Origin of the sequence: Vibrio sp. YT-18 (assembly GCF_033337345.1) — a bacterium.
GTDB lineage: Bacteria > Pseudomonadota > Gammaproteobacteria > Enterobacterales > Vibrionaceae > Vibrio > Vibrio alginolyticus.
Genome location: NZ_JAWOQO010000033.1, coordinates 1 through 15449, shown reverse-complemented (window position 1 = coordinate 15449; position 15449 = coordinate 1). Strand labels below are relative to the sequence as shown.

The window sequence follows — 15449 nt, the reverse complement described above, 5'->3', positions numbered from 1 at the left end:
CGATGTGTAGGTTAATGTCTTTCAGGGCAAGGATTTCCTTACTGCCTTGGTAGAACACTTTATTGACGTTTTTTATTTCTATCATGTTTCAACCTGCCCAAAGATACGGGGAACTTCGCTGTCAAAAACGGCCTTTGACAGAACTTAATGTTGAGCTTTATCTCAATTTTCAGTTGATGCTATGGGTTAAGCAGAATGAAGTCAATAGATATTTTTACGTCTAGACGTCTAAATGTATGGATGTTCTGTTTTAAAACGAAGATGTATAGATAACAAGCAGGAGGTAGACGGCGGGGCACCCTCAGATTTACCGATTCTTGCCCAACAAATCAACCGTTTTGTCGAGGCCTAGAATGAATTAGATAGTGTTGAAGTTTATAAGGTATGTAATAATCTGATTAAACCGAGTTAATAGAGAAATACGTTTTGGCAAAACCTGCTGTTTTTATCGATCGTGATGGCGTGATAAACGTTGACCACGGCTACGTTCATGACGAACATGATTTTGAGTACATTGATGGTGTATTTGAAGCGACGAAAGCGCTAAAAGATAAAGGCTACCTTCTAGTGTTAGTGACGAATCAATCGGGCATCGCACGCGGTAAATTCAGTGAAGACCGTTTCTTGTCTCTGACTCAATGGATGGATTGGAACTTTGCTGATAATGGTGTTGAGTTCGATGGTATCTATTACTGTCCACATCATCCAGAACATGGCATTGGCGAGTACAAGCAAGATTGTGAGTGCCGTAAGCCAAAACCAGGCATGTTCATTTCTGCGCGTGACTTCTTGAAGATCGACATGGAGAAATCTGTGATGATCGGCGATAAAGCTGAAGACATGATGGCAGCAGAAGCGGCAGGCGTTGGCACTAAGATTTTGGTTCGCACTGGTAAGCCAGTAACGGAACAGGGCGAAGCCATTGCAACGGTAGTATTAGATAGCATTGCAGATGTGCCTGCGTACTTAAACAAGTAATCTTCATTACTGACTGAGATAAGGGAAGCCACTGCTTCCCTTTTGTTTGATTCCTTCTTTTAGTCTGAACACTTATGAGCAAAAAACTCACCATTCTTGATATCGCAAAATTGGCAGGCGTGGGCAAATCGACAGTAAGCCGTGTGCTTACTAACGATCCAAAAGTGAAACCCCAAACGCGAGAGAAGGTTGAGCAAATCATTCGTGAATCTGGTTATGTGCCGTCCAAATCTGCGCAATCAATGCGTGGCGGCCGCCAAAAAGTTATTGGGGTTATCATCTCCCGTTTAGATTCACCATCAGAAAATCGCGCCGTTGGTACAATGCTCAATGCTTTGTATTCCGCTGGTTATGATGCGGTGATCATGGAGAGCCAATTCGATCGCGATAAAACCAATGAACATTTGGATGTGCTTAAACGTCGCAACGTCGATGGGGTGATCGTGTTTGGCTTTACTGGATGTGATGAGCGAGCATTGGCGGAGTGGGGGAATCGTATCGTCGTGATCGCGATGGACACGCAAATGGTTTCTTCGATCAACTACGACAACCAAGGTGTGATAGACATGGCTTTGTCTCATCTTGAGCAGCAATCTTTATCTCGCATTGCTTATATTGGTGTTGATCCTGAAGACAAAACCACTGGCTTAGCTCGTCTAAATGCTTATAAAGCTTGGTGTCAACGCAAGCAAATTGCACCTTGTTTCCAAACGGGTAAGTTGAGCCATGAAAGTGCTTATCAGTTGGTAGACAAAGTCCTTCAATCTGATACTCAGGCCATCGTGTGCGCCAGTGACACCATCGCGTTGGGCGTGATTAAGCGTCTTCAAGAGTTAGGCCGTGAAGACGTGGTTGTGACAGGTGTTGGTGGTAATGAATTGCTCTCTTTCCTTTTCCCTAAAGTATTTAGTGTCGACCCAGGTTATACCCTTGCAGGTGAGAAGTCCGCTAACATGCTGATCAATCAATTAAATGGTGATGAGGAAGTGGTTCACTTTACTCAACAGCCTATCGTTTGTTAATCCACACTAAAACGATCTGCTCTAAAATTATACTGTGATCATTCTCAATTAATGGGACTGTTCCCATTTTGTTTTTTGTCTTCGAATGGCAATATTAAAATTAAGAAATGGGAATGTTCCCATTTATAAAAACAAAATGATGAATCGAATGTATCCAATACAGGGTGGACAAAGTTATGAGTAAGATTGCGCGTAAAGACGTGGAGCGTCTTATTGAGCTGGTCGGGGGGCCGGACAATATTGCCAGTGTAAGTCACTGTTTAACTCGCTTGCGTTTTGTTCTAAATGATACGGACAAAGCAGATACGAAACAGTTAGAAACATTACCGATGGTGAAGGGCTGTTTTACCAACGCAGGCCAGTTCCAAGTGGTTATCGGTACTGAAGTGGATGAAGTTTACAAGGTACTGATCGGACTGACGGGTAAAAGTGAAGCCAGCAAAGACGAAGCGAAGAACGCTGCTCGTCAAAACATGAATATCGTTGAGCGTGGTATTTCCCACCTTGCAGAAATCTTTGTACCACTGCTACCAGCGATCATCACCGGTGGTCTGATCCTTGGTTTCCGTAACGTGATTGGCGACATCAAGATGTTTGATGGTCAAACGCTAACGGAAATCAGCCAGTTTTGGGCAACGGTACACTCTTTCTTATGGCTGATTGGTGAGGCGATCTTCTTCTTCCTACCAGTTGGCGTGTGTTGGTCGACAGTGAAAAAGCTCGGCGGTACTCCGATTCTGGGTATCACGCTTGGTGTAACATTGGTTTCGCCGCAGTTGATGAACGCCTACCTGATTGGTAAGCAAGTACCCGAAGTGTGGGATTTTGGCTTATTCGCCATCGAAAAAGTGGGCTATCAGGCGCAAGTGATTCCAGCAATGCTTGCTGGTATGGCTCTGGCGTTTATTGAAACCAACTTAAAACGCATCATTCCGTCTTACCTTTACCTAGTGGTCGTGCCGTTTGTCTCAATCATTGTGTCTGTGATTCTTGCGCACTCTATCATTGGTCCATTCGGTCGTATGTTGGGTGACGGCGTTGCTTTCGCAGCAAAAGCAGCCATGACGGGTGACTTCGCAATGATTGGCTCAACCATCTTCGGCTTCCTATACGCGCCATTGGTCATTACTGGTATTCACCACACCACCAACGCGGTTGACCTTCAATTAATGCAAGAGCTAGGCGGCACGCCAATTTGGCCTCTGATTGCGCTTTCAAATATTGCTCAAGCGTCTGCGGTCGTCGGCATCATTATCATCAGTAAAAAACATGGCGAGCGTGATATCTCAGTACCTGCGGCTATCTCTGCTTACCTTGGTGTGACCGAGCCGGCGATGTACGGCATCAACTTGAAATACAAGTTCCCAATGCTGAGCGCGATGATCGGTAGTGCGTGTGCTGCTGCTATTTGTGGTAGTGCGGGCGTAATGGCGAACGGTATCGGTGTGGGCGGTTTGCCGGGCATCTTATCTATCCAACCGCAGTTTTGGGGCATTTTTGCTTTGGCTATGTTAGTCGCAATGCTGGTACCTGCTGCATTAACGTTAATTCTTTATAAGCGTGCACAAGCCAAAGGTGAGCTTGAGCCTGCAAACGCGTAATTCTATTTGAGGCAGTGACTTGGCTGCCTCCTCCTATTTTTCTTTTCAAATTTTAAGTTTCCGATTACTGGTAAGTGAGTGTTAGAAATGGCTATGACCAAGCATGATGAGAGCTGGTGGAAAACCGCAACCATCTATCAAATTTACCCAAAAAGCTTTTGTGACAGTGGCAGTAAAGGCACGGGCGACATCAAAGGGATCATTTCTAAGCTGGATTATCTTAAGCATCTTGGTGTGGATGCGATTTGGCTGACGCCGGTTTACCAATCACCAATGATCGACAACGGTTATGACATATCCGATTACTACTCGATCAACCCTGAGTTCGGCACTATGGAAGATTTCGATACTTTGCTAGCAGAAGCGCATCAGTTGGGCATTCGTATTATCATGGACATTGTAGTGAACCACACGTCGACAGAACACAAGTGGTTCCAATCCGCACTGGGTGATAAAAACAGCCCATACCGTGATTACTACATTTGGAAAGATCCGGTAGATGGTGTAGAACCAAACAACTGGCAATCTAAGTTTGGTGGTAACGCTTGGGCGCTGGATGAAAAAACAGGCCAGTACTATTTGCACCTTTTTGCTAAAGAGCAAGCGGACTTAAACTGGGAAAACCCAGTAGTGCGTGAAGAAGTGAAAGAAGTCATCAGCTTCTGGGCAGACAAAGGTGTCGATGGTTTCCGTCTCGACGTTATCAACCTGATTTCCAAGCAGCAAGATTTTCCAAGTGACGATATTGGTGATGGTCGTCGTTTCTACACGGATGGTCCACGTGTGCACGAATACCTTCAAGAGATTAGCGAATCTGTGTTTCAAAAATACGGCAGCGTAACAGTGGGTGAAATGTCTTCCACCACACTAGATCACTGCCAGCAATATTCTTCGCTAGACGGCAAAGAGCTATCCATGGTGTTCAACTTCCATCATCTGAAAGTCGATTATCCAAATGGTGAAAAATGGACCAAAGCGCCGTTTGATTTCATTCAGTTAAAACAGATCTTCAATCATTGGCAAACGGGCTTAAATGGCAAAGGGTGGGGGGCGCTGTTCTGGTGTAACCACGACCAGCCACGCGTTGTGAGCCGATTAGGTAACGACGAGCAATACCGTGTTGAATCTGCCAAGATGCTTGCGGCATCAGTGCACATGATGCAAGGCACACCTTATGTTTACCAGGGGGAAGAGATCGGCATGACCAACCCGGGTTATACCGAAATCAGCCAATATCGTGATGTTGAAAGTACTAACATGTACGACATCATGGTCAACCGTGATGGTGTATCTCATGACGATATGATGGCGATCTTGGCACAGAAGTCGCGTGATAACTCACGTACACCAATGCAATGGAACAGTGCAAAACACGCGGGCTTTACTGAGGGCACGCCGTGGCTTGAAGTGGCGCAGAATTACTCTGAAATCAATGCTGAAGCTGCGGTTGCCGATTTGAACTCGGTGTTCTACTTTTACAAGCGTCTGATTGAACTGCGTAAACAGGTTCCAGTTATCACCGATGGCCGTTACGAGGACCTGCTGCCAGAGCACAAACGTATTTTCGCTTACGCTCGTCAGAACGATAAGCAAACGCTGCTGTGTATCAATAACTACTACGCAGAAGAGGTGGAATGCGTTCTGCCAGAACGTTTTGATATGAGTAAAGCGAAAAACTTGCTATCTAACTATCAAAACTCAGCGAGCGCAGTCGCGTCAAACCATCAAGTGTTACGACCTTACGAAACTCGTATTTTATTGATAGAAGAATAAACTCGGGTGTCATCACCCCCTAAGGTTGATGTTCGAGATGAAGGCTTTGGTGTGCTCCCCAAAGCCTTCTTTTATTGAGATATCCTAGCTTATTTTGTTTCAATCGCTGTTAGCTGCACTTTCTCTTCATTGATTTGTACTTGTTGTACTTTCAGCAGTTCAATTTGTTCAATCAGACCTAAGCTCGGATTAAACCAACGTTCTGCCGAAGTGGCGAACTCCATTGATTCCATATCATCACAGTTTAGGTTGTAGATGTTCTCTTCCATCAGGTATGCCGCTTCAATTTTCTTGCCTGAGATCGAGAACGCTTTACGCACACCAGTCTCTCGGATTTGCTGTTGCCAAACCACTTGGCAAGATGCTGTCATAGGAAGGTTTTGTACCCACTCATGATCTTCAAAACGGTCTAGAAGGTTGTGAACTGCGTAGCCTGTAAGAGTGGTTTGCAGAGACATAGTTTCTTCACCGATGTCAATATTCGGGCTTTTCTCTTTTACGTCGTCACCGTTTAGGCGGAAAATCGGACTGCTGTGCATAAGCATGGCAATAAACTGATGACCAATGAAATAAGCGTCAGTGATTTCATGGAGTGCACCATCTGATCCTGCAAAGTAAAGCGTATTGCTCTCTTCGTCGTCGTTGTACTGCTCGTCTGAATAGTAGAACTGTTCGGCGCCGTAGTTCACCAAGTCATTAACCAACTGGACCATTGCCTCGCTGTTTGGGATTTGTGCCAATGCTGCCAATATTTGCTCGCTATCCATCGCTTGGAAGCTCAGTTTCATGTCGCCCTCTGGTTGGCCATCCAAGCTAAACGAATAGCTCAATTGTGTGTTTGGTATAGGAGCGAAAATGGAGTTGTGAATCGAGACGTCGAAACTTTCTTGAGGCACTTTGTTTGGATTCGCACTGCCAGAAGACGAACCTCCGCCACAGCCGTAAAGAGCCAGAGTTGCTGCTGCGATAAGCGTCATTTTGTTTAGCATGGTTTACATTCCTGATTGATAAGGCCGCTTCATGTTGGGCCGTTGCTTGAATGCGAGCATGCTAAGTTCAGTGAGAGAAAAAGGGCAAAAAACAAAAGATAACAGGGGTTAATGAAAGCTTAATTTTATATTTAGGTCTTTGTTTTATTTGGGGTTATTTCGTTGGCTACGTTAGTGCAATACTCGTTAATGAGCGCTTTCCATCGGCTTATGATTTCTTGATCGGTCACACTAACACGCAACGTTTTCCACGGTTGGAGGCAAGTCTCTTTTGATTCAGATTGAGAAAGACGCTCAAACAAGGTTTCGGAAGGTAAAACGCGCAGCAGCGCCACCAGTGATTCCATGTAGTTGAGACGGAACTGTTCAAGTTTGTTCTGCTTATAAGCAATGTGAGACACAAAGGTATAAATCAGTGCGTTTTGGATACGTGAGTCGCCATCTGGTGTCGTTAACAGAGCTTTTGCCCTGTCTAAGTTACCTAATTTGAAATGCAATAGACCTAACCAAAGGCTCAGCTCATCTGGCAAAACATCAAACGACGATTGCACTTGAGTTAAATATGCTTCCAGCTTTTGATGTTCGTGCTCGTATAAGGCGAGATGTCTTGCCGTTGTTATAGCCGCAAACTCATCAGATTGTCGGAGAGGTTGGCTAGAAAAGGCATTCTCGAATAACATTTTTTTGTGAATATCCGAAAGCTGCCACGTACTTGCCGAAGGTGCAGGCAGATTGAAGTATTGCGCGACATCCGAGTGCATTTGGAAAATATCCGATTGTAAGTCAGATAAACGCAGTGTGTACTCATTGCGAAACGCTAGCTTGCCCGTCGCAGGATAAATAAGGTTCATCTGCGCTTTCAAGATGTCCTGTTTTGTGCTGTCTTTTAACTCGATATTGAGCTCGTAGTCGCTGGTCTGCATGTTTCGTGCGCCAGGGAAATATGGCGCATGACCGATAGGATCAAGAAAGTAACTGGGAGCATCTTGGTTGGCTATGTCGGTGTATGGATATTCGACCTGTTGTTGCAGCAAGATGGCTTTGACCAGTATGCGGTATTTTCGCGCCTGAGAGCCGATTGAATCGACACGGTTGAGTAGTAGCTCGACTTTGGGAATCAGTAGTTGATGACGTGTTTGTTGTGTTGAGATTTCTTGGCGTTGCCATAACAAGCTTGCGAGCGTCACGCTACAAACTGCAAGTATGGCACACAAGCTATAAGCAAAAATCAGCTTGAAGTTCTTATTACTCGCCACCTGAGTTGGGATAACGCGTCGATGGCTTTTCGCTGGTGGCACCAAACGAATATTGGCAGGGTTAAGAAAGTAGCCTTTGCGGGGGTAAGTGACTAAAAGCTTAGCGGCATCGTATTCGGGTAAGTACTGCTGTAGCAGGGCACGTAAGGTGCTAATGCGGTTCGTTAGCACATTCTTAGAGATGAACTTGCTCTGCCAAATGGTTTCAATAATGGTGTCAGCAGAGAGTGGGTGGCCAACGCTTGTTAACAGCAGTTCTAATAATTCAATGGTGCGAGGTTCAAGATCAATCGCGATAGCATCTTGATGAAGGCTCTGTGTCTTCGGGTTATAGATCAGCTCTCCAATCGCAATACAACTGTGAGTCTGTTTAGCTTGTTGCAGAAAGTCGCGCATACCGTACCGATCTATTTGGAAATCGCGAAGTATTATATAGCGATTGGAGCGCGAAATCTTATAAATCGCGCTTCAATCATTATCAAAAATTTATGAACCGTAGGTCACGGAATAGCGGTGCGGTTTGTGGTTCATCGCTAACACGACATTGAGTGCAAACGCCCCCAAAATTGAAAGGCCAATCACCTCTGGTGTGACAAAGAAGAATGAAGCAAACAGGATACATGCATCGATTGCCATTTGGCTTTTGCCAACTGAAATGCCAAATTTGTCTTGGATAAACAAACACAGCACGTTAAAGCCACCTAAGCTGGAGCGATGTCTGAATAGGATCAGCATACCGAGCCCCATTAAAAGCCCGCCTGCGACGGCGCAATAAACTTCATTTACCGATTCGAGCGAGATTAGCAAATAAAGATGATCGGCAAAGATAGAAACCAACGCGCCAGAAATGGCACTATTAATGGCGAAATGACGGCCGAAGCGTTTCCATGCTAGTAAGTAAAAAGGACTGTTTGCTAAAAAGTACAGCACACCAAAGGTAAAAGGTGTAAATTGGCTAATAAGCAGAGCCAATCCAGTCGTGCCTCCCGTTAGAAGGTTCGCGGATTGGAGAAAGAAAACGCCTTGAGCTACTAAAAAGGTACCCGTGAGAATCGCTATCCAGTCTTCTTTTAATGAGTGTTTTTCCATCAATGTTGCAGTCATTAGTGATAAATAAGGCGTGCATAGTAGTAAAAAGATGATCTTTTCGGTAGCTAGAGGGTAAAATTTACGGTAAACCTATGTAATTGCTGTTTTACAGGGTGTAAAGCACAAATTTGACAGGCAATAGATTGTCGTTATGCGATTGCAATGCTGGCATGATAAACATTGCTTGTCATCATGAAAAAACTGCATGAGAAAAATTGTAAATTTCTCTTTATGACCTAAATCAAATTATGTAGAATGCGCGCCATTAGGGTGACGAAAACGTTTGCGTCGGGTCATTCAACAGTTTTTTTGCAACTTTCAGTACTAATCTGAGTCAGGAGATACAGATGCTTAAGCGTGATATGAACATCGCAGATTACGATGCGGAACTGTTCGCAGCTATCCAGGAAGAAACTCTTCGCCAGGAAGAACACATTGAACTTATCGCTTCTGAAAACTACACAAGCCCACGTGTAATGGAAGCGCAAGGTTCTCAGCTAACGAACAAATACGCTGAAGGCTACCCAGGTAAGCGTTACTACGGCGGTTGTGAGTACGTAGATAAAGCTGAAGCACTAGCAATTGAGCGTGCATGCCAACTATTTGGTTGTGAGTACGCTAACGTACAGCCTCACTCAGGTTCTCAAGCAAACAGCGCAGTTTACATGGCGCTTCTTAACCCAGGCGATACAGTTTTAGGCATGAGCCTAGCGCACGGTGGTCACCTAACTCACGGTTCACCAGTAAACTTCTCGGGTAAGCACTACAACGTTATCCCTTACGGTATCGATGAAGCTGGTCAAATCAACTACGACGAGATGGAACAGCTAGCACTTGAACACAAACCTAAGATGATCATCGGTGGTTTCTCTGCTTACTCGCAAATCGTTGATTGGAAACGCATGCGTGAAATCGCTGACAAAGCAGGTGCTTACTTATTTGTTGATATGGCGCACGTAGCTGGTCTTATCGCCGCCGGTGAATACCCAACACCAGTACCGCATGCTCACGTGGTAACAACAACGACGCACAAAACACTAGCAGGTCCTCGCGGTGGTCTTATCTTGTCAAATGCTGGCGAAGATATGTACAAGAAATTGAACTCAGCAGTGTTCCCTGGTGGTCAAGGTGGCCCTCTAATGCACGTTATCGCTGGTAAAGCAGTAGCGTTCAAAGAAGCGATGGAGCCAGAGTTCAAAGCTTATCAAGCTCGCGTAGTGAAAAACGCAAAAGCAATGGTTGGTCAGTTCCAAGAACGTGGCTACAAAATCGTATCTAACGGTACAGAAAACCACTTGTTCCTTGTTGACCTAATCGACAAAGATATCACTGGTAAAGACGCAGACGCGGCACTAGGTGCAGCAAACATCACTGTAAACAAGAACTCAGTACCAAATGACCCACGCAGCCCATTCGTAACGTCTGGTATCCGTGTAGGTACGCCAGCGATCACTCGCCGTGGCTTCACTGAAGAAGATGCAAAAGAGCTAGCAAACTGGATGTGTGACGTTCTAGATAACATCGGCAACGAAGAAGTTATCGAAGCGACTAAACAGAAAGTGCTAGAAATTTGTAAGCGTCTACCGGTTTATGCCTAACTGTTCTTCATAGAATGAGTCGATTTCGGTGTCGAACATACTCATTTGCTCGCGCAAACTCCGTGTGTTCTTCTAGAACTCGACTCATCTATTTTGAACATTGATATACTAAAGGCCCTCATTTGAGGGCCTTTTTGTTTGTCTGGCGTTTGGAATGAGATATAGCGAGAGTGTGTGATAAGGGGATGGCTACCAACACTGTCCCTTTTCAATATATCCAAACCACGTCATTCCGACGAGCCTAGGCGAGATCAGGAATCTTGTTGAGGCACACTCTTTTACTCAGAGTTTCCCTAAAAATCATCAGTATTCTGAAAACAGATTCTGAATCACGCTCGTTCCTCGCTGTTCAGAATGACGGTGGTAGAATGGCTTTTTATCATCATTTGCCAGATACAAAAAAGGTTGGCACTGAGCCAACCTTTTCTCTTCAAAACAAGCTTTTCAAAACAAGCGAGAGCTTATTTAATCTCGATACCTTGAGCTTGCATATCGGCATGGTAAGAAGAGCGCACAAATGGACCACACGCTGCATGCGTGAAGCCAAGTTCTAGTGCAACTTCTTTTAGCTCGTCAAACTCTGATGGTGGAACGTAACGTTCTACTGGCAAGTGGTGACGGCTTGGCGCTAAATACTGGCCTAGAGTCAGCATCGTTACGCCGTGTGCGCGTAGATCTTTCAGTACTTCGATGATTTCTTCTTTGGTTTCACCAAGACCCATCATCAAACCAGACTTGGTCGGTACATCGGGATGCTGCTCTTTGAACTTCTTAAGAAGCTCAAGTGACCATTTATAGTTCGCACCAGGGCGAGCTTTACGGTAAAGACGTGGCGCGGTTTCTAAGTTGTGGTTGAAGACATCTGGCGGATTGTCTTTCATTAGATCAAGCGCTACATCCATGCGACCACGGAAGTCAGGAACCAGTGTTTCAATCTTAATATGCGGGTTTAACGCACGGATCTCGCGGTTACAATCGGCAAAGTGCTGTGCACCGCCGTCACGCAGATCGTCACGGTCAACAGAAGTGATTACTACGTATTTCAGCTTCATATCGGCAATGGTTTTCGCCAGTTTTTGAGGCTCTTCTGCTTCCGGTGGTAATGGGCGGCCATGAGCAACGTCACAGAAAGGACAACGACGAGTACAAATAGCACCTAAGATCATGAAGGTTGCTGTACCGTGGTTAAAACATTCCGCTAGGTTCGGGCAAGATGCTTCTTCACATACGGAGTGAAGTTTATTCTTACGCATCGCCGCTTTGATGTCTTGAATTCGTTGGCTGTCGGCTGGTAGCTTGATCTTCATCCAATCAGGCTTACGTAGCACTTCTTTCTGCTCTGTAGGCATGTTCTTTACGGGAATCAATGCCATTTTATCGGCGTCACGATATTTAACGCCTTTTTCCATCTGGATTGGTTTGCTCATGCTTTATTACCTTGAGAAGGTGCTTCTGTGCTGAATTCTACTTGCTCATAATCGAGCAAAGTAACGAGTTCTTCTATTAATTGTTTTTCTACGGCTTCTACATTGTCTGGGCCGCCAAATTGGCTGACCTGAACCATTTCCATACCTTCATAACCACAAGGGTTAATACGCAGAAACGGTGTTAAATCCATATTTACGTTCAAGGCTAAACCATGAAACGAGCATCCTTTACGAATGCGTAAACCGAGAGAGCATATTTTCTTACCGGCAACGTAGACACCTGGTGCGTCAGGTCGCGCGGCTGAGTCAATATTGTATGCTTTTAGCGTGTTGATCACGAGGTTCTCGATTGTGGTAACGAGATCTCGTACACCTAATTTTTTACGGCGTAGGTTGATCAAGAAGTAGGCGACCAACTGACCAGGGCCATGATACGTAACCTGGCCTCCGCGATCACTTTGTACAACAGGAATATCGCCAGTGTTAATCAAGTGCTCAGCTTTACCTGCCTGTCCTTGCGTAAATACTGGGTTATGTTCTACCAACCAGACTTCATCACGGGTTTCTTCTGTGCGTTGGTCGGTGAACTCATGCATCGCCTTCCATACAGGCTCATAGTCTTGGCGGCCAAGTCGTTTTACAACAAGTTGGTGTTGCATGGGAATTCCTGTTGCTAATATATAAAGTTTTTGGATTATAAACCGGATAACCCTGATGCTCTACCGCTGCGTAACAGATTTTTAACTGAAAGTGATGTAAAGCCTCGTTATCTCTTTGATAAATAAAAAGAAAGCAGCCAAGGCTGCTTTCAAAAAAAATTTAATATATCAAAAAATTATAGAACCATGCGTACGATGTCAATTTCACCTAACTCTTTGTACAGTGTCTCAACCTGCTCGATAGAGGTTGCAGTAATGTTGATTGACACAGAGTGGTAGTTGCCCTTAGCACTTGGTTTAACGGTCGGGCTGTAGTCACCTGGAGCATGGCGCTGAATAACTTCAAGAACAAGCTCTGGAAGTTCAGGCTTTGCATGACCCATTACCTTGTAAGTAAATGAACAAGGGAACTCAAGCAGGTCTTTTAATTTTGCATCAGAGTTGATGGTTAGCATATCGATAACTCCAGTAGATATTCGTTGCGGTGCGAAATAGTACAGTCAAATTAGGGGGAACTCAAGACGAGGAGCTCAAACTTAAAAAGCCGCCCATTCAGGCGGCTTTGCGAATAAGTTTGCTACTCTAATGTTCTTTTTAGAAGAAGCTCTTGAATAACAATACGATGTAATCCCACATGCGGCTAAATAGACTACCTTGCTCTACGGTTTCTAGTGCCATTAGTGGGTATTCGGCAATATCTTCACCATCGATCTGATAGTATAGCTTACCAACTACATCACCTTTATTAATTGGGGCTTCTAGCTCTTTTTCAAGGACGAAGCTTGCTTTTAGGTTTTTCGCTTCACCACGCGGTAGTGTTACGTAAGTATCTTGGTCAAGACCCAGTGCTACGGTGTCTTTGTTACCCATCCACACTTTTTCTTCTACGAACGTTTCACCTGCTTTGTGCGGTGCCACTGTTTCGAAGAAACGGAAGCCGTAGCTTAGCAGCTTTTTACTTTCTGACTTACGAGCATTGGCATCTTTAGTACCCATAACGACCGCAACCAAGCGCATTTGACCTTCAGTTGCTGAACTTACTAGGCTGTAACCCGCATTACTTGTGTGACCCGTTTTGATACCGTCAACGTTCATGCTCTTATCCCAAAGTAGACCGTTACGGTTGTATTGGGTGATGCCGTTGTAAGTAAATTTCTTCTCTGAGTACACTCGGTACTCATTTGGTACGTCACGGATAAGTGCTTTACCCAGCAGTGCCATGTCGTATGGTGTTGAGTACAACTCTGCGTTATCTAAGCCATGAACGTTGGCAAAGTGCGAGTTAGTCATACCCAATGTGTTGGCCCAAGCGTTCATTAGGTCAACAAACGCATCTTCTGAACCTGCAATATGTTCTGCCATCGCAACACAGGCATCGTTACCTGACTGGACGATGATACCTCGGTTCAGGTCACGTACTTTAACTGTTGTGCCTACTTCAATGAACATCTTTGATGAATCAGGGAAGTTTTTCGCCCACGCATTTTTACTGATGGTGACATCATCATCTTCTGAGATATTACCACGCGCTAGCTCTTGGCCGATTACATAGCTGGTCATCATCTTAGTCAGACTAGCTGGAGACAATTTTGTGTTCATCTCTTTCTCTGCCAGTACTTTACCTGAATGGTAATCCATCAGCACGTAGCCCTTCGCCGCGATTTGAGGGGCATCTGGAACAACGATAGGTGATGCAAGAGCAGATTGAGCGAAAGTTGCAGAAAGGGCAACCGAAGAAACGAGAATAGATTTCACAAACTTATTTTTATTCATGGTAATTCAAATTTTTGGGTTAACTGCAGACATCTTATCAGAATCCCTAGTTATGTAAGAGGGGGATCAAAGAGAAATTCATGACACGAGGTCATTTGGCAGTGTTGTGTTTTTTAATAAATGCAGACGAATAGCCGAGCAACTTTACTTTATCTAATGTGGCTTGCGTCAGGGAATAGTCAGTAAATGGCCCTAACAACAAGCGATAAGACTCTTTCGCACTCTCTAGGAAAGTTTCTGTATCCAATTTTTGACCAAGCTCGGTACCTAAAGTTCGCGCGCGTTCTTCATTTTTTGATGATGCCACTTGAATAACGTACCTAGGGTGCGCTTCTAATGACTTTTTATCCGTGGGCTGATTGATACTGATCACTTCAATTTCCACGTTCGCGGTGCCTGTTTTTATGACATCTAACTTGTGCGCGGCGGCATAGCTTAAATCAATGATACGGCCATCGTGAAAAGGACCTCGGTCATTAACTCGTACTATGGTGGTTTTGCCGTTGTCAGTATTGGTAACTTTTACGTAACTTGGTAACGGTAGCGTTTTATGCGCTGCCGTCATTGAGTACATGTCATAGATTTCGCCATTAGAAGTCAAATGACCTTGGAATTTTTCCCCATACCAAGATGCTCGGCCTTTTTCTTTAAAGCCTTTCGCATTGCGAACTATTTTGTAGTCTTTGCCACGTAAGTGGTAATCTTTGTTCCCACCTAGGCTGTACGGTTCATATTTAGGATGCGCATCCTCGATGTGTTCGACTGAAAGCGGTGTATCCGGTGCAACATCGGATTCGAGTTCGTAACGGCCTTCTTGTTCTTTTTGGCTAGTTGATGAACAGCCTGCCAAAATAAGAGCAGAGAAAACCAAGGAATATAAAGCGCGTTTTTGCATGTCTAGGTCGCCTTAGAGAATGCTTTTCGGTGCGTATGAATCGACATCAGAATACCAAAACCAGCCATCAAGGTTACCATTGATGTGCCGCCATAACTGATGAGTGGCAACGGTACACCTACTACAGGTAGGATGCCACTTACCATGCCAATATTTACAAAAATATACACGAAGAAGCTGAGTACAATACTGCCTGCCATCATTCGTCCAAATGCGGTTTGCGCTTGGCTGGCGAGATATAAACCTCGTCCAATAATAAATAGATAGATGGCTAAAAGGCAAAGGAAGCCAATCATACCCCATTCTTCAGCAATTACTGCAAAGATAAAGTCAGTGTGTCGTTCAGGAAGAAATTCTAGTTGTGACTGCGTACCTTGCAACCAACCTTT

Annotated in this window: 14 protein-coding genes; 5 read left to right on the top strand and 9 right to left on the bottom strand. The window is 44.7% G+C overall.

What is annotated here, in order from left to right; genetic code table 11:
• Nucleotides 1-426: 426 nt before the first annotated feature.
• From gmhB to treC, 4 genes are all read left to right on the top strand, one after another.
• The gene (gene gmhB, locus R7M72_RS23610; RefSeq protein ID WP_005381961.1) at nt 427-978 is read left to right on the top strand and encodes a D-glycero-beta-D-manno-heptose 1,7-bisphosphate 7-phosphatase; all 552 of its coding nucleotides are present in this window, start codon (nt 427-429) and stop codon (nt 976-978) included.
• A 74-nt stretch (nt 979-1052) separates the two neighbouring features.
• The gene (gene treR / locus R7M72_RS23605; protein ID WP_171343016.1) at nt 1053-2000 is read left to right on the top strand and encodes a trehalose operon repressor TreR; all 948 of its coding nucleotides are present in this window, start codon (nt 1053-1055) and stop codon (nt 1998-2000) included.
• A 176-nt stretch (nt 2001-2176) separates the two neighbouring features.
• On the top strand, nt 2177-3601 hold the full coding sequence (gene treB, locus R7M72_RS23600) for a PTS trehalose transporter subunit IIBC (protein ID WP_005383602.1): 1425 nt from the start codon (nt 2177-2179) through the stop codon (nt 3599-3601).
• A gap of 87 nt (nt 3602-3688) precedes the next feature.
• Nucleotides 3689-5374: an alpha,alpha-phosphotrehalase gene (gene treC / locus R7M72_RS23595; RefSeq protein ID WP_054576933.1), complete on the top strand. Its 1686-nt coding sequence runs from the start codon at nt 3689-3691 to the stop codon at nt 5372-5374.
• An 89-nt stretch (nt 5375-5463) separates the two neighbouring features.
• Here the strand turns inward: treC and R7M72_RS23590 are convergent, their stop codons facing one another.
• From R7M72_RS23590 to R7M72_RS23580, 3 genes are all read right to left on the bottom strand, one after another.
• Nucleotides 5464-6363: a hypothetical protein gene (locus R7M72_RS23590; protein WP_047102068.1), complete on the bottom strand. Its 900-nt coding sequence runs from the start codon at nt 6361-6363 to the stop codon at nt 5464-5466.
• A gap of 131 nt (nt 6364-6494) precedes the next feature.
• Nucleotides 6495-8015, bottom strand: coding sequence for a transcriptional regulator (locus R7M72_RS23585; protein ID WP_047102066.1), 1521 nt, complete (start codon nt 8013-8015; stop codon nt 6495-6497).
• A 90-nt stretch (nt 8016-8105) separates the two neighbouring features.
• Nucleotides 8106-8708, bottom strand: a complete 603-nt coding sequence (locus R7M72_RS23580) for a YitT family protein (protein WP_031780204.1) — start codon at nt 8706-8708, stop codon at nt 8106-8108.
• A gap of 347 nt (nt 8709-9055) precedes the next feature.
• Here R7M72_RS23580 and glyA point away from each other — a divergent pair, with 347 nt between their 5' ends.
• Complete coding sequence (glyA, locus tag R7M72_RS23575) at nt 9056-10306, top strand: serine hydroxymethyltransferase (protein WP_005381985.1); 1251 nt, start codon at nt 9056-9058, stop codon at nt 10304-10306.
• A gap of 461 nt (nt 10307-10767) precedes the next feature.
• On the opposite strand, the gene lipA is transcribed toward glyA, so the two are convergent.
• The 6 genes from lipA to R7M72_RS23545 form a co-directional block, all read right to left on the bottom strand.
• Nucleotides 10768-11733: a lipoyl synthase gene (gene lipA, locus R7M72_RS23570; protein WP_005391329.1), complete on the bottom strand. Its 966-nt coding sequence runs from the start codon at nt 11731-11733 to the stop codon at nt 10768-10770.
• A complete protein-coding gene (gene lipB / locus R7M72_RS23565) occupies nt 11730-12392 on the bottom strand; it encodes a lipoyl(octanoyl) transferase LipB (RefSeq protein WP_005384137.1) in 663 nt (220 codons plus the stop codon). Before lipB ends, lipA begins: the two co-directional genes overlap by 4 nt.
• Before the next feature lie 176 nt (nt 12393-12568).
• Nucleotides 12569-12847 carry a DUF493 family protein YbeD gene (ybeD, locus tag R7M72_RS23560; protein WP_005384135.1) on the bottom strand — a complete coding sequence of 93 codons (279 nt, stop codon included), beginning with the start codon at nt 12845-12847 and terminating at the stop codon, nt 12569-12571.
• Between the two features lie 139 nt (nt 12848-12986).
• Complete coding sequence (locus R7M72_RS23555; protein ID WP_005384132.1) at nt 12987-14165, bottom strand: serine hydrolase; 1179 nt, start codon at nt 14163-14165, stop codon at nt 12987-12989.
• A 91-nt stretch (nt 14166-14256) separates the two neighbouring features.
• Nucleotides 14257-15060, bottom strand: a complete 804-nt coding sequence (locus R7M72_RS23550; RefSeq protein WP_213899804.1) for a septal ring lytic transglycosylase RlpA family protein — start codon at nt 15058-15060, stop codon at nt 14257-14259.
• Nucleotides 15061-15062: 2 nt separating this feature from the next.
• The coding region (locus R7M72_RS23545) for an FtsW/RodA/SpoVE family cell cycle protein (protein WP_318056342.1) at nt 15063-15449 on the bottom strand (387 nt) is incomplete at its 5' end.